Origin of the sequence: Nonomuraea sp. KM90 (assembly GCF_052246675.1) — a bacterium.
Classification (GTDB): domain Bacteria; phylum Actinomycetota; class Actinomycetes; order Streptosporangiales; family Streptosporangiaceae; genus Nonomuraea.
On record NZ_JBQQCB010000025.1, the window covers coordinates 39,544 to 62,722 of the forward strand.

Here is a 23,179-nt window from a genome sequence, read left to right on the forward strand (position 1 = left end):
CCCGCAAGCGGGGCCGACGTCAAGGGCATTGATCGACTACTGACCGATTCATGCCCTATAGGCGGGCTCCGGCGCCCGCTCGCACCGCCGCTGGGACGTTCTGCGGCGGATCGACGGTGTATCCGTAGTACGTGCGCGGCTCGACCACGGTTCCGGCCACCTCGGGGGTGCCGGAGTTGACGAAGATGTTGTTGCGCTGCACGGCCCGGCCGGGGCCGCTGTCGGCGTACCCGCCGGCCGAGTAGAGCGGGTGCGGCACGTTCTCGAAGTAGTTGCCCTCGACCACGGCCCCGGCGTTCTCCGTGGAGGCCACGCCGTACAGCTCGTTGCCGAGGAAGTAGTTGTTGTAGACGTGCACCGGCTCGCCGAACCTGATGCGCGGGTGCCGCTGGCGGCTGTGGTCGAAGAAGTTGTGGTGGATCGTCACCTTGAGGTGACCCACGTCGGTGCCGGCGGCGCCGTCGGAGTGGCTGATCAGCATCGCCTTGTCGGCGTGGTCGAAGTGGTTCCACGAGACCGTGACGTAGTCGGCGCCCCGCACGATGTCCACCGATCCGTCCACCGCGCCGGAGAAGGTGTTGTGGTCGATCCAGATGTGGTGCGACTGCTGGCCGATGTTGACCGCGTCGTCCTCGGCGTCCGTGAAGCGGAGGTTGCGGACGATCACGTTGTACGACCGGTAGAAGTCCAGGCCGCCGCCGGTGATGTGCCCGGTGTTCCCGACGCCCTCGATGGTCTTGTTGGGGCGCACCCCCTGCTTGCTGGTGATCGCGATCGTGCCGGAGACCTGGATGACCAGGGGTTCGAGGCTGTCGATGTACTCCAGGAACTGCTCGGCGTTCGTGGCGGTCACGGTCCGGCCGCCGGCGCCGCCGGTGGTGCCGTTCTGGCCGAGCGCGTTGACGGCCGCGAACCCGGTCGGCGCGTCGGCCGCCGCCTCCGCGCCGAGGGGGTGCAGGACGAGGGCGGCGGCCACTGCCAGGGCGGCCATCCATCTCGAGGGCATGGTGCTCTCCGCTCGCTGGGGAACTGTCGGTCGGTCCTTCGGAAAGCGCTTTCCTGAGCGCATTATCGACATCGTCTCGAAAGCGGTAAAGCGGCGATGAAAGTTTCACCGGCTCGCGGCTCGTTTCCGCTGGTGCGGGAGGTCGTCCGGAAGGGGGCGGACGGCGGGGCCGGGAAAGTCGCGGGATGGCGCCTAGAGTGCTTGTGGGAGCGCTCCCAAACCCCTTCGAGCCGAGCCGGAGCAGCCTGCGATGAGCAACCCCAGCAGAAGATGGACGAGCAGGGCGGCGGCGCTGGCGCTCGTCGCGGCGAGCCTGGTCGCGCCCCCGGCGACCGCCATGGCCGCCTTCCCCTACCAGGACCCCGCCCTACCCGTCCCGACCCGGGTCGCCGACCTCATGTCCCGGATGTCGCAGGACGAGAAGCTGGGGCAGATGACGCAGGCCGAGCGCGGCTCGGTCAGCGACTCCGACATCACCGCCTACCGGCTCGGCTCCGTGCTGTCCGGCGGCGGCTCGGCGCCGTCGCCCAACACCGCGACCGGCTGGGCGGACATGTACGACAGGTTCCAGAACGCGGCCCTGGCCACGCCGCTGGGCATCCCTCTCGTCTACGGCGTGGACGCCGTGCACGGGCACAACAACGTCGTCGGCGCCACGATCTTCCCGCACAACATCGGCCTCGGCGCCACCCGCGACCCCGCCCTGGCCCAGCGGATCGGGCGGGCCGTGGCCGAGGAGGTGGCCGGCACCGGGATCGACTGGAACTTCGCGCCCTGCCTGTGCGTGGCGCGCAACGACCGCTGGGGCCGTACGTACGAGTCCTTCGGCGAGACGCCGGACCTGCCCTCGTCGATGGCCTCGATCGTGACCGGCCTGCAGGGCACGGCGCTGAACGGGCCCGCCTCCGTGCTGGCCACCGCCAAGCACTACCTCGGCGACGGCGGCACCACCGGCGGCACCGACCAGGGCGACACGCAACTCTCCGAGGCGGAGCTGCGGGCCGTCCACCTGCCGCCGTTCGAGGTCGCCGTGGAGCGCGGCGTGGGCTCGGTCATGATCTCGTTCAGCAGCTGGAACGGCACCAAGCTGCACGGCCACCAGTACCTGATCACCACGGTGCTCAAGGGCGAGCTGGGCTTCGACGGTTTCGTGGTCTCCGACTGGAACGGCATCGACCAGATCGACGGCGCCCCGGGCCTGTCCGCCCTCGACGTGCGCACCGCCGTGAACGCCGGCATCGACATGGCCATGGTGCCCACCGACTGGCGGCGCTTCATCGACCTCCTGCGCGCCGAGGTGCAGGCCGGACGGGTCAGCACGGCGCGGGTGGACGACGCGGTGCGGCGCGTGCTGACCAAGAAGTTCGAGCTCGGGCTGTTCGAGAAGCCGCTCACCGACCGGTCGTACACGGCGGGCGTGGGCAGCTCCGCGCACCGGGCGCTGGCCCGCGAGGCGGTGGCCAGGTCGCAGGTCGTGCTGAAGAACGCCGGCGGCCTGCTGCCCCTCGCCAGGACCGGCGGCAAGATCTTCGTGGCGGGCAAGAGCGCGGACGACATCGGCAACCAGAGCGGCGGCTGGACGGTCTCCTGGCAGGGCTCGTCCGGGAACATCACCCCCGGCACCACGATCCTCCAGGGCATCAGGAACACCGTCGGGTCCGGCGCGACCGTCACCTACAGCCGGGACGGCAGCGGGATCGACGGCTCCTACCGCGTGGCGATCGCGGTCGTCGGCGAGACCCCGTACGCCGAGGGCGAGGGCGACCGCCCCGGCGGCCTGGGCCTGGACACCACCGACCTGAACACCATCGCCACCCTGCGCGCCGCCGGCGTGCCGGTCGTCGTGGTGCTCGTCTCCGGCCGGCCCCTGGACATCGCCTCCCAGCTGTCCGGCTGGAACGCCCTGGTCGCCGCCTGGCTGCCGGGCACCGAGGGGCAGGGCGTCGCCGACGTGCTGTTCGGGGCCGTGCAGCCGACCGGCAAGCTGCCCATGACCTGGATGAGCGCCGCCTCCCAGCAGCCGATCAACGCGGGCGACGGCAAGACGCCGCTGTTCGCGCAGGGGTACGGGCTGGCGTACGAGCCCTCGGGCGACGACACCAGCCCGCCCACCGCCCCCGGCACGCCGGTCGCCTCCGCCGTCACCTCCTCCTCGGCCACCCTCACCTGGGCCGCCGCCACCGACGACGTGGGCGTGACCGGCTACGACGTGGTGCGCGTCCAGGGGACGGCCGAGACGGCGGCGGCCTCGTCCGCGACCGCCTCGGCCGCGCTCACGGGCCTGGCGGTGAACACGTCCTACACCTTCGCCGTGTACGCCAAGGACGCGGCCGGCAACCGCTCGCCCCGCTCGGGCACGGTGACGTTGACGACCGGCGGGGGCGGCACGGGCGGCTGCACCGTCGCCCCGTCCGCGCAGAGCCAGTGGGGCAACGGGTACGTCATCCAGGCGACCGTGACCAACACCGGCACGTCGGCGCGGAACGGCTGGACGGTCACGTTCACCCTGCCCGCCGGCCACACGCTCACCGGCCACTGGAACGCCACCCTGACGGTGACCGGCCAGACCGTCACGGCCCGCAACGCCCCGCACAACGGCTCCCTGAGCGCCGGCGCCACCACCTCCTTCGGCTTCCAGGCCAGCCGCCCGAACACCAGCACCGCCCTGCCTTCCGGCTACACCTGCACGTAGTCGGCGACGGGGCGGCGCCGTGAGGGGCGGCGGGGCGGCCCCGCGCTGCCCGCGCGGTTGGGGGCGGCGCTGTGAGGGGTGGCGGGCGGGCCGGGGTGGCCGGTCGCCCGCCACCCCTGAACCCACCCGCCGCTCTTGCACCGCAGCCGGGCGCGTGCGGTGGGTGGGTCGCTTCGGGGCGGGGCCCGGGTCAGCGGTTCACGTGCAGGCGGCCGAAGTCGACCTGTGGGGTGCCGCCGGCGAAGTTGGCGTCCACCTCGGCCCGTTCGGCGGCGCTGGGGGTCGCGTTGGTGCAGCTCACCGGGGCGCTCGAGCCGGACATCAGGTCGGAGCAGCGCCCGGTGCGCCGGTCGGGCAGGCCCAGGATGTGGCCGATCTCGTGGGTGGCGATCCGTAACCGGTCGTAGCCCTGGTTGACGGCCTGCCGGCCCATCCAGATCGTGCCGCGGCCCAGGCTGGTGGGCAGGGCCCGGGGCCAGCCGTTGTCGGCGTACACGACGAAGTGGGCCGGGGTGCCCCGGACGAGCCGGACGTTGACCACGCTGGAGTTCCAGACCTGGGCGGCCTGGTCCACCGTGGTGACGAACTCGGCCGCTCTGGAGGCGTCGTACCTGAGCACCGTGACCAGGGCGGTGGCCTGCGCGGGCGCGGTGACGCACAGGAACGCCAGGCTGAGGGCGACGGAGAGGATGAAGCGAAGGGGTCTTGACACGGATCCTCCTCCGGGAGTTAGGGGGTGCTGTGACGGTATGCGCACCCCGTGACTCCCGGAGAGGTGTCAGATTGCCCCTATCACGGTGATATGGCCTCAGCAGACGGTCTGCCGGCTGTTGACGAGCGTGTTGTTCCTGAAGGTCGTGTTGACGCCGCACGGGTTCTCCGTGATGGCGGAGTTGGTCACCGTCAGGTTCTGGATGACGATGTCCGAGGTGTTCGGGAACTCCGAGCGGGCCGCCAGCCGGATGTCGCCGGGGCCTGTCACGGTGCCGCTCTGGGCGGCGATGTTCACGTTGTAGCAGTTCTCGATGAGGATGGCGTTGTTGCCGGTCTGCGCGATGTCCACGCGGTTGATGACCGCCCCGCCGCTCTCCGAGACGCAGAAGACGCCGCGTCCACCGCCGCGCGCGATCACCTGGTTGACACGGATGTTGGTGGGGTAGCCGCTGCCGATCCGGCCGTTCCTGTTGGCCATGCGGAAGGCGGCGTAGCCGGTGCCGGTGCCTGCGCCCTGGGCGTCCACCGTGTTCACCGTGGCGTTGACGGTGTCGTTCAGCAGCAGGCCGGAGTGGCCGGTGCTGCGGGCGGTGACGGTGCCGACGGTGAGGCCGTCCACGCCGTACGTCTCCACGCCGTGGGTGCCGGTGCCCGAGACGTAGACGTTGTCGACGCGTACGTTCCTGGTGCGGACGCTGCGGTCGCCGTGGTTGTCGATCCGGATCCCCAGGCCGCCCGACAGGCGCATGTCGATCTGGCCGAGCGTGATGTTGACGCCGTTGCGCACGAAGATGCCGTACAGCGGGGCGCCGGTGACGTTCAGGTGCTGGACCTCGACGTCCGTCACGCCCCTGGCGTACACGACGGCCTGGTCGCCGGAGCCGGAGCCGGTCACGTTGACGGTGCCGCAGACGTCCAGGACCGTGTAGCTCGGCAGGGACAGCCGCGAGCCGGCGCTCATCGAGCCCGAGCCGCGCACCACGACCCGCTGCTTGGCGGTGCGGCCCGCGGTGAGGCTGCCCACAGCGGCCTGCATGGCCGAGAGCATGCTGGTGCCGGTGTAGACGGTCCTGCCGCCGTTGCGGGCGGTCCAGGTGCTGCCGCTGAGCACCGCCTCCGCGTTGTACGAGCCGTCGCCGCACGCCAGCGTCCGCGCGCCCGTCGCACCGGTCCCCGAGCTCCCCGTGCCTGAGCTTCCGGTCCCGGAGCCGCCGGTACGGCCCTGCGCCGCGGCGCCGGACAGACCGGCCGTCATGAGCGCCATCGCGGTGAGCCCGGCCGTGAGGGCGATCCGGCGCTTGCTGCTGCTTCGCATACTCCGCTCCTGTGGTGGGGGTGGGCCACCTGTCCCCGGCCGCTGAATCGATTCATTAAGCGTCAAGCGTCTGACCTGGGATGACGTGCGCGAGTGGGATGGCGAACCGGGGCAATGCGGCGGCTGATTCGTGCGGAGTATTGCAACGTTCAAATCGGGTCGTCAACAAGCCGTGAAACTTACATGACAGCCCCTTGTCGACCGGGGTTCACGTGCTGCGGCGGTTGCGTACGTACAGGAACAGGCCGAACAGCACGCCCGCCACCACGCCCACCGCCGCCGAGTGGATCAGCGTGTAGCCCGGGAACAGCGAGAACACCAGGAAGAAGGCCACGGTGTACATCGCCGCGCCGATCAGGGGGCGGCGGGCGGCCCAGGCGTTGGCGTGCGCGGTGGACACGACGGAGGGCAGCGTCATCGCGCCGATCGCCGCCCCGGCCACGATCCCCGGCACGAGGCCGCGCTGCTGCGTCATGAGCGCGGCCATCAGCGTGGTGGCCAGCACGCACAGGACGCCGTACCCCCAGGGGAACTCCTTCTTGAGCTCCCGTCGCGGTTCGTCCGTCGACGACATGTGTGACTCCTTCCGGGGTCGAACGCCTCGCCTTGGAGGCGTTCCATCTCGTTCCACCGGATCCGCCCCCTCGCGCCACTCAAAACTCTCGGTATCCGCGCGCACACTCAGTGCATGCAGAACGAGCCGCTGGAACTCGGCGAGATCTCCGTCCCCGACTGGTACGCCCACACCGACAAGATGGCGGAGGTGGGCTTCCTGGCCATCGCCAGGAGGCTGCCCTCGCTCGTCTCCCAGGCGCTGCGGATGGCCTGGCAGGCGAGCCCGCGCGACGCGGTGGCCACGGTCGTGCTCAACCTGCTCGGCGGTGTGTTCACCGCGTTCGGCCTGCTGGCCACCACCGGCGTGCTGACCGCCCTGTTCAGCGAGGGCCCGACGCCCGACCGCGTGGTGGCGGCGCTGCCCAGCCTGGCGCTGGTCGGCGCGGCGGCGGTGCTGCGCACGGCGACGCAGGCCGGGGCCGGCTGGGCGCAGTCCCGCCTCACCCCGCAGATCGCCCGCCTCAGCGAGGAGCGCCTCTACGGCCTGACCAGCCGGGTGGAGCTGGTCGCCTACGACGACCCCGACTTCCACGACTCCCTCGAACGCGCCAGCGCCCGCGACGGCTCCGGCGGTCAACTACTTGCACATTGTTCAAGTACGGCCTAGGGTCGGGACTTGCTTGAACAAAGTTCAAGTCAGATGTCGTCGCCCAGGAGGCTGTTCACATGCCGGTTCCCGTCGTCGTCGCCGCGACGTTGCAGTTTCTGCTCGCGGCGACCTTTCTCGCCGTCCCGCTCGCCGTCCACACCCACGGGGACCGCGTACAGCGCGCCGCCGAAGGGGTCCTGGCCAGGCACGGAGTCCCGGCCGAGGCTCTGGCGAAGCATCGGATCAAGTTCGCGGAGAGCGTGCTGGAGTTGATGTTCCCGGTGTCCATCGCGGTGGTGCTGCTCGCGCTGGGCGGGCTCGTCCTGGGCGGTGTCAGTGCTGGACGGATCCTGTCGTGGGGTGCCGCCGGGCTGCTGCTCACCGGCGGGGGGCTGGTAACCGGCAGCCAGGTGTTCGCCCGCCGGGTCGTCGTGGCCGTTCTCCGGCGGTCGGCCGATCCGGCCGTACGGGGTCTCGACGGCGGGGCCGTGGCGGACGCGGCCGCGCAGGCGTTCCCCGCCTGGCTCCGGCCCGTGATCCTGATCCGTTTCGCGCTCACGACCCTGGGCTCGCTGCTGGTGATCGTCCTGCTGGCCACCCCCGCCGCCGGCGTGTACTTCGGCGGTTAGCGCGTGCTCCGGGCCGCCGACCGATGGTTCGCGTCCCCGCATGAGGCGCTCGATCGCGAGCCGGCCGGCGAGCGGGGATGGGAGAACGGACTGGGGGCGGCTGCCTTGGCCGTCGGCCGTCAGGGCGTGCCGCCGGCGGCCAGCCGGGCTTCCAGGCCGTCGAGGATGGCGTTCAGGCCGAACGCGAACGTGTCCTCGTCCGGGAGCGCCGCGGCCTCGTACACCGACGGCATGGTGCGGGCGCGCAGGTGGGGGAACTGCTGCGCTATCTCCTCGATCCGCGCGACGGTGTCGCGCAACTGCTGCTCCTCGTCCGCCCCGGTCCGGCGCAACCGGGCGCGCCAGGCCAGCTCACCGGCCTCGCCGTGGGCGGCGCCGACCACGAACATGAGCACCGTGGCCGCCGCCTGGTCGGCGTCGGCGGGGGCGAACCCGGCGGTTTCGTAGACGGCCAGGCAGTGGTCGTCGTAGCGGGCCTTGCCGGGGCCGTACACGAGGTGGGTGCTCATGGCGGGCACGATCCAGAAGTGCCGGCTGATCATGCCGTGGGCGCCGGCGGCCAGCGCGGCCGCGGCCGCCCGCCAGCCGATCGCGGCGGGATCCGGCAGCTCGATCTCGCCCCACACGTGGTCGGCGGCCAGCACGACCAGCTCGTCCTTGCTCTTGACGTGCCAGTACATCGCCGTGGCCGCCGCCCCGAGCTGGGTGCCCAGGCGTCGCATGTTCAGGCCGTGGACGCCCTCCGCGTCCAGCACCGCCACCGCGGCCCGGACGATCTGCTCCCGGGTCAGCGTGTCGCGCGGCATGAGGACAACCTAGCGGGTGCCGGACGGTCGGCGGTGACGGCGGGTCGGGGCGGTGGCGGCGAGGTGGTCGTGCAGGTCGGCGTGGCGGAACTGGTAGACCGGGCCCACCGTGCGCAGCAGGCCGAGCCGGTGCACGTCGTCGAGGAAGCGCATGACGCGCCAGGGCAGCCGCCCCGTGACGGCCAGGCGGACCATGGCCACGAGGCACGCCAGCCAGGCATGGTGCCGGCCGGCGACGAGCCCGTACACCAGCCCGAACTGCAGGCCGCCCTCGATCACCACTTCCGTCATCACCGCGACGGAGGTGGTGGTCCCCTCCCGCAGCCAGAGCCCCGCGGTCAGGGCCATCACCAGCCCGAACATCAGCGAGATCGCCACCCCGCGGAAGAGCGTGAGCGTCCTGTCGGCGCGCCAGGTGCTGCGGGGCGTGCTGAAGGAGACGAGCTTCGGCTGCTCCGCCCACTTGATCAGGCCGACGGCGACCCCGAAGACCAGCCCGAAGACCAGGCCGCCCCTGAGCGCGAACGGCAGCCCGTGGGTGAGCGGGTCCGTCATCCCGATCAGCACGCCGATCGCCACGAAGAGCACCAGCCCGAACGCCATCCCGGCTGTCAGCCCGAACACCAGGCCGTGCGCGAGCCCCCGGCCCAGAGCGGTGATGGCCCCTCGCCGGCGCAGGCGGAGGTCCGCGTGGCCGGGCGTCTCGTCCAGCCACGAACCGTGGATCGCCAGCGCCACCGCGAAGCCGGTGCTGATCCCGAGGAGCAGCCCGGTGAGCAACGAGTCGACCAGGGTGATGATCGCCCCGAACACCAGCCCGAACGTGGCCCCGGCCGCGAGCCGCACCCCGACATGACGCGCGAGCGAGCGCAGGCGGGCACCCCGGCTCGTCCGGCCGCTCCCGACCGTTCGGCCGCCGCTCCCGGCCCGCCGGTCGCGTGCCGTCCCGAGCAGGGCCGCCACGCCGATCGCGAGACCGAACCCCAGGCCGATGACCGACCCGTCGATCAGTCCGGTGAACATCCCGAACAGCGGCCCGGTCCCCGGCCCCGGAACCACGCCGGCCGCCACCCCGGACACGAGCGCGCACAGCGCCATGCACACGATCACGGTCGAGACCCAGATCACCGGCCAGGCCACGAGCGGGAACCGGGGCGCGGTGCGGGCGATGCGCCACCAGGCGATGTCCCGGGTGGCGTGGAAGTGGCGGGCGAGGTGTCCCAGGTGGCGGCGTACGTCGTCCGGGTCGAGGCGGCGGCGGGGCCGGAAGTGGTCGGCGGGGTCGGCGCTGGGCGGACGGGTCTCGATCAGCGCGGGGATGAGGCGGTCCAGCAGGTGGGTACGGAGCGTGCCGAGGTCGGCCCCCACGTGGCCGGTCAGCGGCGAGGGGTCGGCGCCGGGCGCGACGTAGACGGTGCGGATCAGCCACAGGCCCAGGGGAGTGCCGGCCAGCGCGGTCAGGCCCGGCGCGGCACGGGCGGACAGCGCGGCCAGCACCTTCTGCCAGGGCTCCGTGGGCCTGGCGGGCAGGCAGTCTCGCAGGTAGCCCGCGGCCGTCTCGGGGCTCAGGCGCTTGGGCGCGATGACCGCGGCGCCCGTCAGCGGGCGGCCCGCCTGGCGGACGGCGGTGCCGAACTCGACGCTCCGGCTGGTCAGGATGAGCTGGTCGCGGGAGGTGAGCGAGGCGTTGAGCGCACTGATCACCTTGGCGCGGGCGCTCTCGCCGATCTCGTCCAGGCCGTCCAGGACGGGCAGGATGTGGCCGTCGTACGCGAGCGTGGCCGCGGTCCCGAGGCGGCGGCGGACCCGGACGCCCAGGGGGCCCGTCCGCACGCCCGCCGGTATGGAGCGCGCTCGCGCGCCCGCCAGCGACGGGTAATCCTGGGCCAGCCGCACCGCCAGCCAGTCGTGCAGGCGGGGGTACGCGTCGACGTCCCACCCGCTGACCGGCAGCAGCACCGGCACGGGCACGATCTCGCCGGGCTCCGCCCCGGCGAGGTCGGCCGCGCGGGTGGCCAGGAGTTGCAGCAGCAGTTGCACGGCCAGGGTGGTCTTGCCCATGCCGGGGCCGCCGGTGATGACCAGGCAGTGCCGGGGCAGCGCCTGGAAGGCGCGGGCGAGGGCGGCGATGTCGGTCGCGCTGCCGGTGAAGGTCGCCGGCTCCGCCGTGCCGGTGACCAGCCGGGCCGGGCTCATCACCTTCTCGTCGGCGGTGAGCCGCCAGAGGACCGGGATCGGCTCGGGGTCGTGGAGGAGGCGGTGGCGCGCTTCCGCCCGCCACTGGCGATCGACCAGCTCGGCCAGTTCCTGGGCGGCGGCGTCCGCCTCGGCGCGGGTCGGGGCGGTCGTGGCCGAGCGGTGGCTCCAGACGGCCGTCGCGACCACGGCCGTGGCGGCGGCCACCAGGACGGCGACGGCGTCGGCGAGGCTGACCTCGGCCTCGGGCCGCACCGCGGTGACGACCAGGACGACCAGGGAGGCCAGCGCCACGCCGACCATTACGACGGTGACGGTCTGCCATCGGGGCTTTCGGAAGGGCACGGCGACATCTTTACCGCTTGGTCGCTCTCTGTCGTTGGATGTGTGCAAATTGTGATCCAGCGACGGGGGCCGCCGGAACCTCGTCGTAACGGGACCCGGCCGGACCTGCCGGCCGGGTCCCGGTGGCGGGTATCAGCAGGTCGAGAGCATGCTGTTCAGAGCCGACTTCTCGGCGCTGTCGGTGGTCAGGCCCCAGTACCACTTGACCTGGATCCAGGCGCGGGCGTACCGGCAGCGCTCGGCCGTGCGCGGCGGCTGCCACTGCGCCGGGTCCTGGTCCGACTTCGACTGGTTGACGTTGTCCGTCACGGCCCACAGCTGCGGCCCGCCCAGGTCGTTGGCGAACTGCTGGCGGCGGGAGGTGGTCCAGGACCACGCGCCCGAGGCCCACGCCTCGGCCAGGGGGACCATGTGGTCGATGTCCACGTCGCTCGCGGCGGTCCAGGTGGCGCCGTCGTGCGGGCTGTACCAGGAGCCGGAGGTGGCCGCGCAGGAGGAGTCCGTCACGACGCCGGTGCCGTCCCGCTTGAGCACCTCCTCGCGGGTGTTGCAGGTGCCGCTGACGGTGGTCCAGTGCGGGAACAGGTCCCGGTTGTACGTGCTGCCGTGCGACTCGGCGGACACCGTCAGCGCGGCCAGGCGGGAGGCGGCGGTGGAGGCGGAGGGGATGTTCGGGGGGATGGCGGCGGCGGGCTGGGTGCTGATCGTCAGGGTCAGGGCGGCGGTGCAGGCGAGCGTCAGGGCAGCGGGTAACGCGCGGTCGCGATGCATGGGGGATCGGCCCTTCTGCCGCCGTCCTCGGACAGGCGCAACTGCCGGTCAGGGAGCGAGGAGGGCGGGCATCTCGACGGTGCCAGCGTCCGCTTGGTCCATATATGGCCAGGTTTGCCGAGCTGCCGGGAAGGTGTTGATCGATTCCTGACATTGGTCGTCATGGCGCTACCGGCGAGTCCGTCAAGGTTGGGACGGCGTTCACCGGCGGGTCAGAAGGGCGGTGCGACAGGGTGGTGCCGTCGCACGACGGGAGGCGACGGGCGGCGACGGGCGGCGACGGCACGGGGTCACGGGTGGCGGACGCGGTAGCGCAGGTGCGTGACGCGCTGCGCGGGCGCCTCGGTCTCGGGCGTGCTCAACCGGCGGACCAGGTCGAGCTCCACGCGCTCCGCCGGCAGGTTGTCGAACAGCCGCCGCCCCTGCCCGAGCAGGACCGGTACGACGTGCAGCTCCAGCTCGTCGAGCTGCCCGGCGCGCAGCAGCGCCTGGGCCGCTCCGGCGCCGTGCACCATCACGTCGCCGTCCCCGGCGGCCGCGCGCGCCTGCTCGGCGCACTCGACCACGTCGGTGACGTAGCGGACGCCGCCGGGCGGCGGGTCGTCCGGGACGTCGTGGGTCAGGACGAAGATCGGCACGCCGTCGTGGTGGTCGCCCTGCCAGCGGCCGGCCAGCTCGTACGTACGGCGGCCCGAGACGACGGCACGGGTGGACATCGCCTCGTTGAACACCTGGCCGCTCGGCCCCGGCTCGGCGCGCCGGTCGAGCCAGTCGAACAGGCGGAACCCGCCGATGCCCAGCGGCGCGTCCGCGCTGTCGTCCGGCCCGGCGACGTAGCCGTCCAGGGACATGGTCATGTACAGCCGGATGATCGCCATCGGTCAGGCCTCCGATCGCACGCGGTAGCGCAGGTGCAGGGCGTCCGGCCCGTCCAGGGCGCGGAGCGGTTCGAGCTCGATGTGGTCGGGCGGCATGTCCTCGAACAGCCGGCGGCCCTGCCCGAGCAGCACGGGGATCAGCCGCAGCTCCATCTCGTCCAGCAGCCCGGCGCGAAGGCACGCCCGTGCGGTCGCGGCGCCGTGCAGCAGGATGTCCCGGCCACCGGCCGCGACCCTGGCCTGCGCGACGCAGGACGCGATGCCGTCGGTGACGTATCGCGCGTGCCCCGGCGCGGGCTCGCCGGGCGCGGCACGGGTCAGCACGAAGATCGGGACCCCGTCGTGGTGGTCACCGGCCCAGCCGCCCGCGAGCTCGAAGGTACGCCGACCGGTGATCACCGCGCCCGTGGCCATCAGCTCGTCGAACACGGTGGCGCCGGCCCCGTCGGCGGGCCGGCGCGAACGCGGGTCCCCGCCGCTCGCGGGCACCCAGTCGTGCAGCCGCTCGCCGCCTGTCCCGAGTCCTCGACCCACTTTGTCGTCCGGGCCGGCGATGAAGCCGTCCAGGGACATGGACATGTAGAGGACGACCTTGCTGTCGCTGATCGGCATGTTCCGGCTCCTTCGTCAGAGGTGGCCGCCGCGCCGGACGGGCGGCCACGGTGGGGCGGGTGTCGTCGGTACTGACGTGCCGTCCGGAAGAACTCATCGGTCCGCGGAGAAAATAGCCAGGGATCGTGAAATGTCCGGTTAATGTGCGCCTTGTGGTGGCGGCGCGCACGGTACGGTGGTGATCCCTTGGCCGGGTGTGAGGAGAACGGTGGGCGCGAGCGAGCAGGCCGGGAGCGCCGCGGACCTGGAGGTCCCGTCGTCGGGACCGGAGGCCGACGACTTCGCCGAGCTGGTCCGCCGCCATCGCCGCGAGCTGCACGTGCTCTGCTACCGCCTGCTCGGCTCCTTCGAGGAGGCCGAGGACCATGTCCAGGACGTGCTGCTGCGGGCCTGGCGGTCCCGGGAGGACTTCGAGGGCCGGTCGAGCGTACGCACCTGGCTGTATCGCATCGCCACCAACGCGTGCCTGGACACGCTGCGCAGGGACGCCCGCCGGGCCGTGCCCGCATCGCCGGGGCCGTCGGCCGGCCTCGGCCCGTCGGTCGCCGGGATGCCCTGGTTGCAGCCCTATCCGGACCACCTGCTGGACGAGCTGGCCGACGACCAGCCGGGCCCTGAGGCGGTCGCGGTGAACAGGGAGACGATGTCGCTGGCCTTCCTGGCGACGATCCAGCTGCTGCCGCCGCGCCAGCGGGCCGTGGTGATCCTGCGCGACGTGGGCGGCTGGTCGGCCGCGGAGACCGCCGGCCTGCTCGACATGACCGTCCCCGCGATCAACAGCGCGCTGCAACGCGCCCGCGCCACGCTGCGCGACCAGTGGCCGGGCGGGCGGCTGGAGTGGGCGCCGGCCGCCCGGTCCGACCCGGGGCAACGCCGGCTGCTGCAGACCTACATCGAGGCCCACGAGCAGGCCGATCCGGAGATGCTGATCGCGGTGCTCCGCCACGACATCCGGCTGGCCATCTCCCGGGTCGGCGAATGGCGCGGCCGCGACGACGTGGCCGCCGCGCTGCGCCGCGGCATGAACTCCCTCGGCCGCTGGCGGCTGCTGCCGATCCCGGCCAACGGGCAGCCCGGCGTCGCCGGTTACGTACGCCGTCCGGGCGAAAGCGTGTTCGTGCCGTTCGTGCTCACGCTGCTGCGCTTCGACCAGGGCGCGCTGGTCGACGTCGCCGCCTTCGAGCAGCCGTCGTTGTTCGCCCGGTTCGGGCTGCCGGCCGTCCTGACCTGATGAGGGAAGCGGTCAGGCGACGGTGACGTCGAGGAAGATGGGTTTCTTCGCGGCGAGCAGCGGGGTGCCGTCCTCGTCGGTCATCTTCCAGAAGATCTTGCACCGGCCGGGGGTCTCGGAGGCGCGCACGCGTACGGTGATGTCGACGGACTCGCCCGGCAGGACCGGGCCGATCCCGACCCGTTTGGGAGCCTTGCACGGGGTGTCGTTCATGCGGGTGAGATAGCGCCCCTGCCACGGGACGTTGCCCGCGTTGCGCAGGCGCCAGGTCTTGTCGAAGGACGTGCCGCCCTTGACCACGGTCCCGTCCGGGTATGTCACGTCGCCCTCGAAGGCGGAGTCGTCGTGCGGCGAGGCGGACGGGGACGGGACGGCCGGGGGGTCGGGCTCGCTCTTCGCGCTCTCCATGATCATCGGCAGGACCCAGCCGACGAGGACGGCGGCGATGCCGACCACGCCGGTGACCGTCGCCAGCACGGCCGTCCTCCTGCCGGACGGCCGGCGGCCGGGGTGCGGGCCACCGTGCGGGCCACCGTGTGGGCCGCCGCGCGGGCCACCTCTGGGGCCGACGTCCCCGGCCGGTGGACGGCTGTCAGGGGAGGATGGGTGGGATTCGGGCATGGGGGCCTCATTCTCCGCGTACGCGGTGTTCGCGGCCTGCTCCCAGTACGCCCGCCACTCGCGCCGGACCTCCGCCGGATCCCGGCCCAGCCGGTCGACGGCCAGCACCCGGACGAACTCCCACGTCGTCTCCCAGCTCGGCAGCGCGCTGCCCCGGGCCGCCGCGGCCAGCGACGACTTCGAGGCCGCCGCCCCGAGGCGGGAGGCCATGTCCGCGAAGGACGGGTCACCCGCCTGCTCCTTGAGCTCCCAGAGACGGTGCGCGAGCAGCGCGACGGGGCCGGACTCAGGATCCGGCCGGATCGGCCGGCGCCCCCGCCGTGCCCCCGTGCCCTCGTCCTGCGATCCGGGCGACTCCGCCATCCCACCTCTGCTTCGGTCGACCGCTTCGTACGGCCTGCGCCGCACCACGCCAAGACCAAAGGAGGTTACCAAAGCCATCTCCGGTGAACGATCCGTCAAGGGGCGACAACCACGTCATAAGTGGAGAGCGGGACCCCGGAGCCCCAGGCGACGCGGATGCCACCGCAAAACCGCCTCACCTGAGACCCCAGGGCGCCCCGAGCGGCGGACGCCTGGGCGATCAGGCGTCAGCCGCAGTGGGAGACTTCCTTGATGGACTGGACGGTCGGGTGCGCGCCCTTGAACTTCTTCTTGTCGAAGTCGCCGCCACGCACCCAGATGCAGGCGTCCTTGGCCTGCGCGACGCGGATCTTGATGCCCCGGGAGTGCTTGCACCGGTTGTGGAAGTAGACGGTGACGCTCGTGGTGCCGTCGTCGCCGTACGAGTAGCTGAAGCACCGCGTCTTTCCCCGGACGACGTCGAGCGCGCTCAGCTGCGTCTGCGCGGAGACGGCCGGGGCTGCTGTGACGGGCGCCGCTGTGACAGGCGCCGCCGTGGCCGCCGCCGAGCAGGTGAGCATCGTGGCAGCCATGGAAGCCATGGCGAACGTGGCCTTCGTACGAATTCTCATGGGACTTCCCCCCATTTCGTTGGGCTTGCCGTTCTTTCTGCCCAACACTTTTGCCTGCCGCCGGACACGGTGCCAAGCAATTGCCGTCCGACAATTGTCCGAGCATTTTCCATCGGCCTTTGGACAATCGAATGCCCAGGTCAGCGGCGGGGGGAAATGGTGGCCGTGGTGCCGGAATTCAGTGACGGCCGGGCCGTGGCCGATGAAAGCCTCGCGTACACCGTGGGCGGATCGCGGCGCGTATGGAATGAGCCGTGCGACCCGCCCCGCGTCGTCAGAGGACCGCGCCGGCCGGCCCGGTGAGCATGGTGACGCCGGCTCCGGCGAAGTTCGCCAGGTCGGCGACGGCGGCCTTGCCTTCCTCGCCGGCCATGGCCGTGTTGAACGCCTGCTGATCGTCGAAGGTCAGCACGGCGACGAGGTGGTACGCCGGCTGCGCGCCCTGCGCCGGAGCGGGCCGCATGACCGTGTACGCCCGCAGCCCGGGCAGCCGGGCCGCGAGCGGCGCGTGCGTCTCGTCGTAGTGCTTGTCGAAGGCCGCGGTGCTCTCGGGGTGGTGGTAGAGCACGATGAGCTGGAAAGCCACTGTCCGCCTCCATGGTCGGGGATGTGCCCTTCGATGAAACCCCCGCCGGCGCCCGCGCGAAAGGGCCCTGGTGGCGGCCGTTTCAGAGCACGATCTTCACCTTCGTGCCCCAGCCGGTGTAGCGGGTGTCGGTCACGGGGCGGAACGTCTCCTCGACCTTCTTGCCGTCCTGGTCGACCCCGCGGTGGCGGTGGCGTGGGCCTGGGCGCCGCCGGTGAGCGCGGCGGCCAGGACCACCGGGACGGTGGCGGCGACGAGACGTTTCCTCAAGGGGGTTCCTCCGCGATCGGCGAATGCAGGGGAATCCTGGCGGTTCGCGATCACGGAATGATCTCGGGGGCCGAGCGCTCCCGCGCCACCGTCCCCGGTCAGCCGAGCCAGCCGGGCACCACCAGGACGGCCCAGGCCGCCAGCGGCCCCACCAGCACGATCACACCCCCGTACGCCAGCAGCCTGCGGTAGAAGTCGTCCCGCGGCATGCCCCGGACGTTGGCCACCAGCAGCGCGCCCGTCGTGGAGAACGGGCTGACGTCCACGATCGCCGACGACACCGACAGCGCCGCGATCATCGCGATCGGCCCCAGCGTGCCCTGCGACAGCAGCGGCACGGCCAGCGGCACCAGCGCGCCCAGGATGCCCACGGTGGAGGCGAAGGCCGACACGACGCCGCCGACGTAACAGATGAGCAGCGCCACCAGCAGCGGGATGCCGATCGCGGCCACCGCCGAGCCGACGTAGTCGACGGTGCCGATCTCCTGCAGGACGCCCACGTACGTGACGACGCCGCAGATCAGCAGCACGGTCGGCCAGGCCACCTTCTCCACGGCGCCCTTGTTGGTCTTGGGGGAGGTGAGGGAGAGGATGACCGCGACGGTGACGGCCGTCAGGCCCACGTCCAGCTTGAACACCAGCACGGCCAGGCAGAGCGCGACGATGCCGGTCAGCGTCAGCGCCTGGTGCGCGGTGAGCCGCAGGCTCCCGCCGGTCACGGTGTCGCGGGCGACGGCGGTGCCCACCCCGCCACCGGTCCCGCCCTCGGACGGGCCGGGCTCCTCATCGAGGGGGTCGGGGGTGGCGGAGCCGATGGCGCCCCGGCGCACGAGGCCGAGGCCGCCGAAGACGAAGAAGACGGCCACGGCCGCGGCGGCGTTGAAGGCGAAGCTCGACAGGAACAGCACCAGGTTGTCGCTCGGCAGGTTCGAGTCCCTGGTGACGCCGTTCACGATCCCGCCGAGCACGCTGATCGGCGAGAACGCGCCCGCCTGCGTCCCGTGCGCCACCATGAGCCCGATCAGCATCGGATGGATCCGGTAGTCGGCCGCGAACCCGAACGCGATCGGCGCCAGGATCGCCGCCACCGCCGGCGCGGGCGCGCCCACGGCCGTCAGCAGCGCCGAGATGACGAACACGACCGGCGGGATGGCGGCCAGCCGGCCTCGTACGAGATGCACGGCGGCCCGTACGAGCCAGTCCACCGTGCCGTTGTTGGTGGCGATCGCGAACAGGAGCGTCACCCCGACGAGGATCACGAACAGGCTGCCGGGGAAGGCGCCGAGGATGTCGTCGGTGCTCATGCCGGCGGCCAGCGTGCCGACCAGGAAGGCGCCGACGAGGGCCAGCGCCCCGAGGTTCACGGGGAAGATGGTGGCCACGACGAACATGGCGATGAGGGCGAGAATGGACAGGAGCTCTGCGGACACTGCTTACTCCGATCTCCCCCGAACGTCAGTGCAGGCCGGCCGCCCGATGGACGAGCTCGACCGGGTGGCGGGCGCGGCGTCCCGCGCCGTGGGCGATCTGCTGGCGGCACGAGACCCCCGTGGCCGCGAGCAGCGTGTCGGGTGAGGACGCGGCGATCGCCGGGAAGAGCCGGAGGCCGCCGATCTTCATGGACAGGTCGTAGTGCTCGGCCTCGAAGCCGAACGATCCGGCCATGCCGCAGCAGCCGGCGTCGATCTCCGTCACCTCCGCTCCCGGGATCCTGGACAGCAGCGCCCGCGTGGCGGCGGTGCCGGTGACGGCCTTCTCGTGGCAGTGGCCGTGCAGGAGGATCTCGCGCCCGCGCAGCGCGTCGCCCAGCACGAGCGAGCCGTCGTCGATCGCCTCCGCCAGCAGTTCGGGGATGAGCCGGGCGCGGGCCGCCACCGCCGCCACGCGCGGATCGCCGGGGAGCAGGGCGGCGTACTCGTCCTTGAGGGTCAGCAGGCAGGACGGCTCCAGGCCGACGATCGGCGCGTCGGAGGCGGCCAGGCGGGTGACCATCGCCTCGGCCATCGTCCGGGCCCGATCGAGCAGGCCCTTGGAGATGCTGGAGCGGCCGCAGCAGCCCTCGGCCGCCAGGCGTACCCGGTAGCCGGCGCGCTCCAGCAGCTCGACGGCGGCGCGGCCGATGGCCGGCTCGCTGTAGGTGGTGAAGGAGTCGGCCAGCAGGATGACCTCTTTGCCCGAAGTGCCCGAAGTGCCGGAGGTGTCGGCGGTGCCGGCGGGTTGGGGGCGGCGGGCGTGCCAGCGGAGCAGGTGGTCGCGGTGGAAGCGGGGGAGCGGGCGGCGCCGGCTCAGGCCGAGCGGGCCGCGCAGGGCGCCGGCCAGCCAGTTCGACAGCGGCGCGGTGGCCGAGCCGAGCCGGTTGAGCGTCCTGATCGCCCCGAACAGCCGCGCGCGCACCGGCACGCCGTGGAGCTCCTGGTACTGGTGGAGGAACTCGCTCTTCAGCGCCGCCATGTCCACCCCGAGCGGGCACTCGGACTGGCACGCCTTGCACTCCAGGCAGAGGTCCAGGATGCCGTGCAGCCGCTCGTCGCCCAGCGCCCGCCGGGGGTCGGGCGAGGACAGCGCCTTGACCAGGGCGTTGGCCCGGCCGCGGGTGGAGTGCTCCTCCTCGCGGGTGGCCATGTACGACGGGCACATGACGCCCGTGTCGTCCTTGCGGCACACGCCCACGTTCATGCACCGGTCGGCCGCGGCGTGCATGCCGCCGTCGAACGTCAAGGCCGTGGCCAGCGGGCGCGGCTCGGGCATCGCCGGGTCGCGCAGGTGGTCGGTCATCGGCGGCGCGTCCACGATCTTGCCCGGGTTCAGCCGGCCGTGCGGGTCGAAGACCTGCTTGACCTGCCGCATCGCCTCGTAGACGGCGTCGCCGAACAGCTGCCGGTTGAACTCGGAGCGGGCCAGCCCGTCGCCGTGCTCGCTGGAGTTCACGCCGCCGTGCCGGGCGGCCAGCTGGGCGATCTCCTCGGCCACTGCCCGCATGGTGCCGATCTCGCCGGGCGCGCGCAGGTCCACGAACGGGCGGATGTGCAGGCAGCCGACCGAGCAGTGGCCGTAGAAGCCGGCGCTCAGCCCGTGGCGCTCGAGGATCCCCGCGAACTCCTCGACGTACGGCAGCAGCCGCTCCGGCGGCACGGCCGTGTCCTCGACGAACGCCAGCGGCCTGCGGCTGCCCACGCTGGAGGCCATCAGCAGCCCGAGCCCCGCCTTGCGGACCTTGAGCACGGCCGCCTGCTGCTGCGCGGTGACCGCCCTGAGCGTGTGGTAGCCGTGGCCGTTGGACTTCCAGGTGGCGGCCAGCTTGTCCACGCGGTCGGCGACCTCGGCCGGGGTGTCGCCGAAGAACTCCACGAACAGCAGCGCCGCCGGATCGCCCTCCAGGATGTCGCCGAGCCCCGCGTAGTCCACTCGCCGCCTGGACAGGTCGAGGATGGCCTTGTCCAGGAGCTCGACCGAGGCGGCGTCGAAGGAGAGGGCGTCGGCGGTGGCGGCGATGGCCGCCGGGGTGGAGGTGAAGTGCCCGACGGCGATGGCTTTCGCCCGCGGCAGGTCCACCAGGCCCACCGTGGCCTCGGTCACCACGGCCAGGGTGCCTTCCGAGCCGACGATCAGCTTGGTCAGGTCCGGCCTGGTCAAGTCCGGCCTGGTCAGTTCCGGCCTGGTCGAGGCAGCCTCGGTCAAGGCGGACTCGGTCCAGGCAGGCTCGGTCAGGCCGGCGGCGGCGTCGAGGCGGTAGCCGCCCGAGTGGCGCCAGAAGCGCGGGAAGCCCGACAGGTCGAGCCCGCTCAGGATGCCGGCGACCGCCTCGGTCAGGCGGGCGTCGGTGGCCAGGTCGGGCATGGTGGCGTCGGCGAGCACCACCCGCAGTGCCTGGACATGGTCGATCGTGGAGCCGTACAGGACGGAGTGGCTGCCGGCCGAGTTGTTGCCGATCATGCCGCCGATCGTGGCCCGGTTGCTGGTGGAGGTGTCGGGCCCGAACATCAGCCCGTGCTTGCGGGCCGCGCGGTTGAGCTGGTCCTGCACCACGCCGGGCTGCACCCGGGCGGTCCGGCCGTCGATCTCCAGGATGCGGTTCATGTGCCGGGAGAAGTCCACGATCACGGCCGCGCCCACCGTCTGCCCGGCCAGGCTGGTGCCCGCCCCGCGCGGCAGCACCGGCACGCCCAGCTCGCCGCAGGCCGCCACCAGGGCCTGCACGTCGTCGGCGTGGCGGGGGAAGGCGACGGCGAGCGGCTCGATGGCGTACATGCTGGCGTCGGAGGAGTAGAGGTGCCTGGTGTAGGGGTCGTCCCGGACGTCGCCGGCGAGGAGCGGGGCCAGCGTGCGGGCCAGGCTCATCGACCGCCCTCCAGATAGGCCAGCGCCGCCCGCGTGCCGCCCTCCTTGATCGGCACCCCGGCCGCGCTCAGCCCCATCTCGACCCCGCTCAGCGTGCCCGCGAGCATCAGATCGTTGAAATGGCCGAGATGCCCGATCCGGAAGATTTTGCCCGCGAGCCGCCCGAGCCCGGTGCCGAGCGACATGTCGTAGCGCTCCAGGATCAGCCGCCTGACCGCGTCGGCGTCGTGCCCGTCGGGCATCATCACGGCCGTGAGCGAGCTGGAGTGCTCGCGCTCGTCGGCGCAGAGCACCTCCAGCCCCCAGCCGCGCACGGCCCGCCGGGTCGCCTCGGCGTGCCGGTCGTGCCGGGCGAAGACCGCGTCCAGGCCCTCCTCCTCCAGTATGAGGAGCGCCTCGCGCAGGCCGTACAGCAGGTTGGTGGGCGGCGTGTACGGGAAGAAGCCCTGCCGGTTGGCCGCGATGATCGGCTCCCAGTCCCAGTACGACCGGGGCAGCCGCCCCCGGTGCGCCAGCGCCTTCTCGCTGACCGCGTTGAACCCCATGCCGGGCGGCAGCATCAGCCCCTTCTGCGAGCACCCGACGGTCACGTCCACGCCCCACTCGTCGTGGCGGTAGTCCATCGAGCCCAGCGACGAGATCGTGTCGACCAGCAGCAGCGCCGGATGCCGGGCCCGGTCGATGACCGCCCGGAGCTCGGGGATCCGGCTGCGCACGCCGGTCGAGGTCTCGTTGTGCACCACCATGACGGCGGCGACGCCGGGGGTGAGGTGCTCGGCCAGCACGTCGGGGTCGGCGCCGTGCCGCCAGTCGCCCGGGATCAGGTCCACGACCAGCCCCAGCCGGGCGGCCATCTCGCACCACAGCGAGGAGAAGTGCCCGGTCTCGAACACCACCACCCGTTCTCCCGGCGACAGCGTGTTGACCAGCGCCGCCTCCCAGGCTCCCGTGCCCGACGACGGGTAGACGACCACCGGGCCGGTCGTCCTGAAGACGGTCTTCAGCCGTTCGAGCAGCTCGCCCGCCAGCCGGGCGAACTCCGGCCCCCGGTGGTCGATCGTGGGCTGCGCGATGGCGCGCAGCACCCGGTCGGGGACGTTGGTCGGCCCGGGGATCTGCAGGAAGTGCCGGCCCACTCTCTCTCCACCTCCGTGCCATCACACGGCACGGCGTGCCGCTGTGCGGTTCATTAACATTAAAATCGGCCCGCAGAGGAGTCAATGCATGCAGAACGTGATCACCGCTCTCCGAGTGCTCGAAGAGGTCGCCGCCCGCCAGCCCATCGGCGTCGGCGAGCTGGCCCGCGGGCTCGGTCTGCCGAAGAGCACGGTGCAGCGCTCGCTGAGGACGCTGCACGAGGCGGGCTGGATCAGGCCGGCCGGGGGCGAGGTCACGCGCTGGCAGGTGACCAGCAAGGCGTTACAGGTCGCGCGCGGGACCGAGCTGGGGCTGCGCGACGCGGCCATGCCGGTCATGGAGGAGCTGCGCCAGCGCACCGGGGAGACGATCCACCTGATGGTGCCCGAGGGCGACGCGGTCGTGCTGATCGAGCGGCTGGAGACCGACAAGCCGCTGCGCATCGTGCTGCCGCTGGGCATCCGGCTGCCGCTGCACGCCTCGGCCAACGGCAAGGCCGTGCTCGCCCACCTGCACCGCCCCGCCGGTGAGCTGCCGGGTTACACCGACACCACGATCACCGACCCGGGCGCCCTGCGGGCCGAGCTGGAGGCGGTGCTCGCCCGCGGGTACGCCGACAACCGGGGCGAGTGGCGCTCCGACATCGCCGCCGTCGCCGCCGCCGTCCTGGGCCCCGACGGGCCGGTCGCCAGCCTCAGCGTCTCCACCCCGGCCAGCCGCATGCCGGAGGAGCTCCGCGCCGAATACGGCAAGCTCGTCACCCAGGCGGCCAGGGCCCTGGGCGAGTCGCTCGGCTGAGGCAGGCATTTCGGCTGCGGCGACGGGAAGTGGTCGAGGCCGTCGCGCGGTCCCCG

21 protein-coding genes are annotated in these 23,179 nt (G+C 72.4%); 5 read left to right on the forward strand and 16 right to left on the reverse strand.

Annotation, left to right across the window (positions count from 1 at the left end; genetic code table 11):
- Positions 1-55 precede the first annotated feature (55 nt).
- Positions 56-1,006 carry a pectate lyase family protein gene (locus ACTWPW_RS25220; RefSeq protein WP_375111586.1) on the reverse strand — a complete coding sequence of 317 codons (951 nt, stop codon included), beginning with the start codon at positions 1,004-1,006 and terminating at the stop codon, positions 56-58.
- Between the two features lie 250 nt (positions 1,007-1,256).
- Here ACTWPW_RS25220 and ACTWPW_RS25225 point away from each other — a divergent pair, with 250 nt between their 5' ends.
- Complete coding sequence (locus ACTWPW_RS25225) at positions 1,257-3,698, forward strand: glycoside hydrolase family 3 N-terminal domain-containing protein (protein ID WP_443170074.1); 2,442 nt, start codon at positions 1,257-1,259, stop codon at positions 3,696-3,698.
- A 190-nt stretch (positions 3,699-3,888) separates the two neighbouring features.
- On the opposite strand, the gene ACTWPW_RS25230 is transcribed toward ACTWPW_RS25225, so the two are convergent.
- The 3 genes from ACTWPW_RS25230 to ACTWPW_RS25240 form a co-directional block, all read right to left on the reverse strand.
- Positions 3,889-4,410 carry a snapalysin family zinc-dependent metalloprotease gene (locus ACTWPW_RS25230; protein WP_364123638.1) on the reverse strand — a complete coding sequence of 174 codons (522 nt, stop codon included), beginning with the start codon at positions 4,408-4,410 and terminating at the stop codon, positions 3,889-3,891.
- 96 nt (positions 4,411-4,506) lie between these two features.
- Positions 4,507-5,727: a hypothetical protein gene (locus ACTWPW_RS25235; RefSeq protein ID WP_443170075.1), complete on the reverse strand. Its 1,221-nt coding sequence runs from the start codon at positions 5,725-5,727 to the stop codon at positions 4,507-4,509.
- Between the two features lie 208 nt (positions 5,728-5,935).
- A complete protein-coding gene (locus ACTWPW_RS25240; protein WP_375111583.1) occupies positions 5,936-6,301 on the reverse strand; it encodes a hypothetical protein in 366 nt (121 codons plus the stop codon).
- Positions 6,302-6,415: 114 nt separating this feature from the next.
- Between ACTWPW_RS25240 and ACTWPW_RS25245 the strand changes: the two genes are divergently transcribed.
- Positions 6,416-6,949, forward strand: coding sequence for a hypothetical protein (locus ACTWPW_RS25245; protein ID WP_375111582.1), 534 nt, complete (start codon positions 6,416-6,418; stop codon positions 6,947-6,949).
- Positions 6,950-7,008: 59 nt separating this feature from the next.
- Positions 7,009-7,560, forward strand: coding sequence for a hypothetical protein (locus ACTWPW_RS25250; RefSeq protein WP_443170076.1), 552 nt, complete (start codon positions 7,009-7,011; stop codon positions 7,558-7,560).
- Between the two features lie 119 nt (positions 7,561-7,679).
- On the opposite strand, the gene ACTWPW_RS25255 is transcribed toward ACTWPW_RS25250, so the two are convergent.
- The 5 genes from ACTWPW_RS25255 to ACTWPW_RS25275 all read right to left on the reverse strand — a co-directional run bounded on the left by ACTWPW_RS25255 (position 7,680) and on the right by ACTWPW_RS25275 (position 13,168).
- The gene (locus tag ACTWPW_RS25255) at positions 7,680-8,366 is read right to left on the reverse strand and encodes a TetR/AcrR family transcriptional regulator (RefSeq protein WP_375111580.1); all 687 of its coding nucleotides are present in this window, start codon (positions 8,364-8,366) and stop codon (positions 7,680-7,682) included.
- Positions 8,367-8,375: 9 nt separating this feature from the next.
- Positions 8,376-10,907 (reverse strand): hypothetical protein, encoded by a 2,532-nt coding sequence (locus ACTWPW_RS25260; protein ID WP_443170077.1) that lies wholly within the window; start codon positions 10,905-10,907, stop codon positions 8,376-8,378.
- Positions 10,908-11,039: 132 nt separating this feature from the next.
- Positions 11,040-11,678: an HNH endonuclease family protein gene (locus ACTWPW_RS25265; protein ID WP_443170078.1), complete on the reverse strand. Its 639-nt coding sequence runs from the start codon at positions 11,676-11,678 to the stop codon at positions 11,040-11,042.
- Between the two features lie 290 nt (positions 11,679-11,968).
- Positions 11,969-12,556 carry a dihydrofolate reductase family protein gene (locus ACTWPW_RS25270; protein WP_443170079.1) on the reverse strand — a complete coding sequence of 196 codons (588 nt, stop codon included), beginning with the start codon at positions 12,554-12,556 and terminating at the stop codon, positions 11,969-11,971.
- Between the two features lie 3 nt (positions 12,557-12,559).
- Complete coding sequence (locus tag ACTWPW_RS25275) at positions 12,560-13,168, reverse strand: dihydrofolate reductase family protein (protein WP_443170080.1); 609 nt, start codon at positions 13,166-13,168, stop codon at positions 12,560-12,562.
- Between the two features lie 208 nt (positions 13,169-13,376).
- On the opposite strand from ACTWPW_RS25275, the gene ACTWPW_RS25280 reads away from it, so the two are divergent.
- On the forward strand, positions 13,377-14,399 hold the full coding sequence (locus tag ACTWPW_RS25280; RefSeq protein WP_443170081.1) for an RNA polymerase subunit sigma-70: 1,023 nt from the start codon (positions 13,377-13,379) through the stop codon (positions 14,397-14,399).
- A gap of 12 nt (positions 14,400-14,411) precedes the next feature.
- Here the strand turns inward: ACTWPW_RS25280 and ACTWPW_RS25285 are convergent, their stop codons facing one another.
- From ACTWPW_RS25285 to ACTWPW_RS25315, 7 genes are all read right to left on the reverse strand, one after another.
- Positions 14,412-15,383: an NBR1-Ig-like domain-containing protein gene (locus ACTWPW_RS25285; RefSeq protein WP_443170082.1), complete on the reverse strand. Its 972-nt coding sequence runs from the start codon at positions 15,381-15,383 to the stop codon at positions 14,412-14,414.
- A gap of 227 nt (positions 15,384-15,610) precedes the next feature.
- Positions 15,611-15,994, reverse strand: coding sequence for a hypothetical protein (locus tag ACTWPW_RS25290; protein WP_375111573.1), 384 nt, complete (start codon positions 15,992-15,994; stop codon positions 15,611-15,613).
- A 274-nt stretch (positions 15,995-16,268) separates the two neighbouring features.
- Positions 16,269-16,580 carry an EthD family reductase gene (locus ACTWPW_RS25295; RefSeq protein ID WP_443170083.1) on the reverse strand — a complete coding sequence of 104 codons (312 nt, stop codon included), beginning with the start codon at positions 16,578-16,580 and terminating at the stop codon, positions 16,269-16,271.
- Between the two features lie 132 nt (positions 16,581-16,712).
- Entirely contained in the window at positions 16,713-16,850 is a 138-nt protein-coding gene (locus ACTWPW_RS25300; RefSeq protein WP_443170084.1) for a hypothetical protein, read from the reverse strand.
- A 98-nt stretch (positions 16,851-16,948) separates the two neighbouring features.
- Complete coding sequence (locus ACTWPW_RS25305) at positions 16,949-18,280, reverse strand: SLC13 family permease (RefSeq protein WP_375111571.1); 1,332 nt, start codon at positions 18,278-18,280, stop codon at positions 16,949-16,951.
- 25 nt (positions 18,281-18,305) lie between these two features.
- Positions 18,306-21,188, reverse strand: coding sequence for an FAD-binding and (Fe-S)-binding domain-containing protein (locus ACTWPW_RS25310; RefSeq protein WP_443170085.1), 2,883 nt, complete (start codon positions 21,186-21,188; stop codon positions 18,306-18,308).
- On the reverse strand, positions 21,185-22,324 hold the full coding sequence (locus tag ACTWPW_RS25315) for a pyridoxal-phosphate-dependent aminotransferase family protein (RefSeq protein WP_443170086.1): 1,140 nt from the start codon (positions 22,322-22,324) through the stop codon (positions 21,185-21,187). Before ACTWPW_RS25315 ends, ACTWPW_RS25310 begins: the two co-directional genes overlap by 4 nt.
- Before the next feature lie 88 nt (positions 22,325-22,412).
- Here ACTWPW_RS25315 and ACTWPW_RS25320 point away from each other — a divergent pair, with 88 nt between their 5' ends.
- Complete coding sequence (locus ACTWPW_RS25320; RefSeq protein ID WP_443170087.1) at positions 22,413-23,123, forward strand: IclR family transcriptional regulator; 711 nt, start codon at positions 22,413-22,415, stop codon at positions 23,121-23,123.
- Positions 23,124-23,179: the final 56 nt, after the last annotated feature.

Excerpts from the sequence above, each read along its gene's own strand:
- ACTWPW_RS25270 (WP_443170079.1), bottom strand. The coding sequence starts at position 12,556 with ATGGCGATCATCCGGCTGTACATGACCATGTCCCTGGACGGCTACGTC.
- ACTWPW_RS25225 (WP_443170074.1), top strand. The coding sequence starts at position 1,257 with ATGAGCAACCCCAGCAGAAGATGGACGAGCAGGGCGGCGGCGCTGGCG.
- ACTWPW_RS25265 (WP_443170078.1), bottom strand. The coding sequence starts at position 11,678 with ATGCATCGCGACCGCGCGTTACCCGCTGCCCTGACGCTCGCCTGCACC.
- ACTWPW_RS25235 (WP_443170075.1), bottom strand. The coding sequence starts at position 5,727 with ATGCGAAGCAGCAGCAAGCGCCGGATCGCCCTCACGGCCGGGCTCACC.
- ACTWPW_RS25320 (WP_443170087.1), top strand. The coding sequence starts at position 22,413 with ATGCAGAACGTGATCACCGCTCTCCGAGTGCTCGAAGAGGTCGCCGCC.
- ACTWPW_RS25220 (WP_375111586.1), bottom strand. The coding sequence starts at position 1,006 with ATGCCCTCGAGATGGATGGCCGCCCTGGCAGTGGCCGCCGCCCTCGTC.
- ACTWPW_RS25275 (WP_443170080.1), bottom strand. The coding sequence starts at position 13,168 with ATGCCGATCAGCGACAGCAAGGTCGTCCTCTACATGTCCATGTCCCTG.
- ACTWPW_RS25310 (WP_443170085.1), bottom strand. The coding sequence starts at position 21,188 with ATGAGCCTGGCCCGCACGCTGGCCCCGCTCCTCGCCGGCGACGTCCGG.
- ACTWPW_RS25255 (WP_375111580.1), bottom strand. The coding sequence starts at position 8,366 with ATGCCGCGCGACACGCTGACCCGGGAGCAGATCGTCCGGGCCGCGGTG.
- ACTWPW_RS25285 (WP_443170082.1), bottom strand. The coding sequence starts at position 15,383 with ATGGCGGAGTCGCCCGGATCGCAGGACGAGGGCACGGGGGCACGGCGG.
- ACTWPW_RS25250 (WP_443170076.1), top strand. The coding sequence starts at position 7,009 with ATGCCGGTTCCCGTCGTCGTCGCCGCGACGTTGCAGTTTCTGCTCGCG.
- ACTWPW_RS25245 (WP_375111582.1), top strand. The coding sequence starts at position 6,416 with ATGCAGAACGAGCCGCTGGAACTCGGCGAGATCTCCGTCCCCGACTGG.
- ACTWPW_RS25240 (WP_375111583.1), bottom strand. The coding sequence starts at position 6,301 with ATGTCGTCGACGGACGAACCGCGACGGGAGCTCAAGAAGGAGTTCCCC.
- ACTWPW_RS25290 (WP_375111573.1), bottom strand. The coding sequence starts at position 15,994 with ATGAGAATTCGTACGAAGGCCACGTTCGCCATGGCTTCCATGGCTGCC.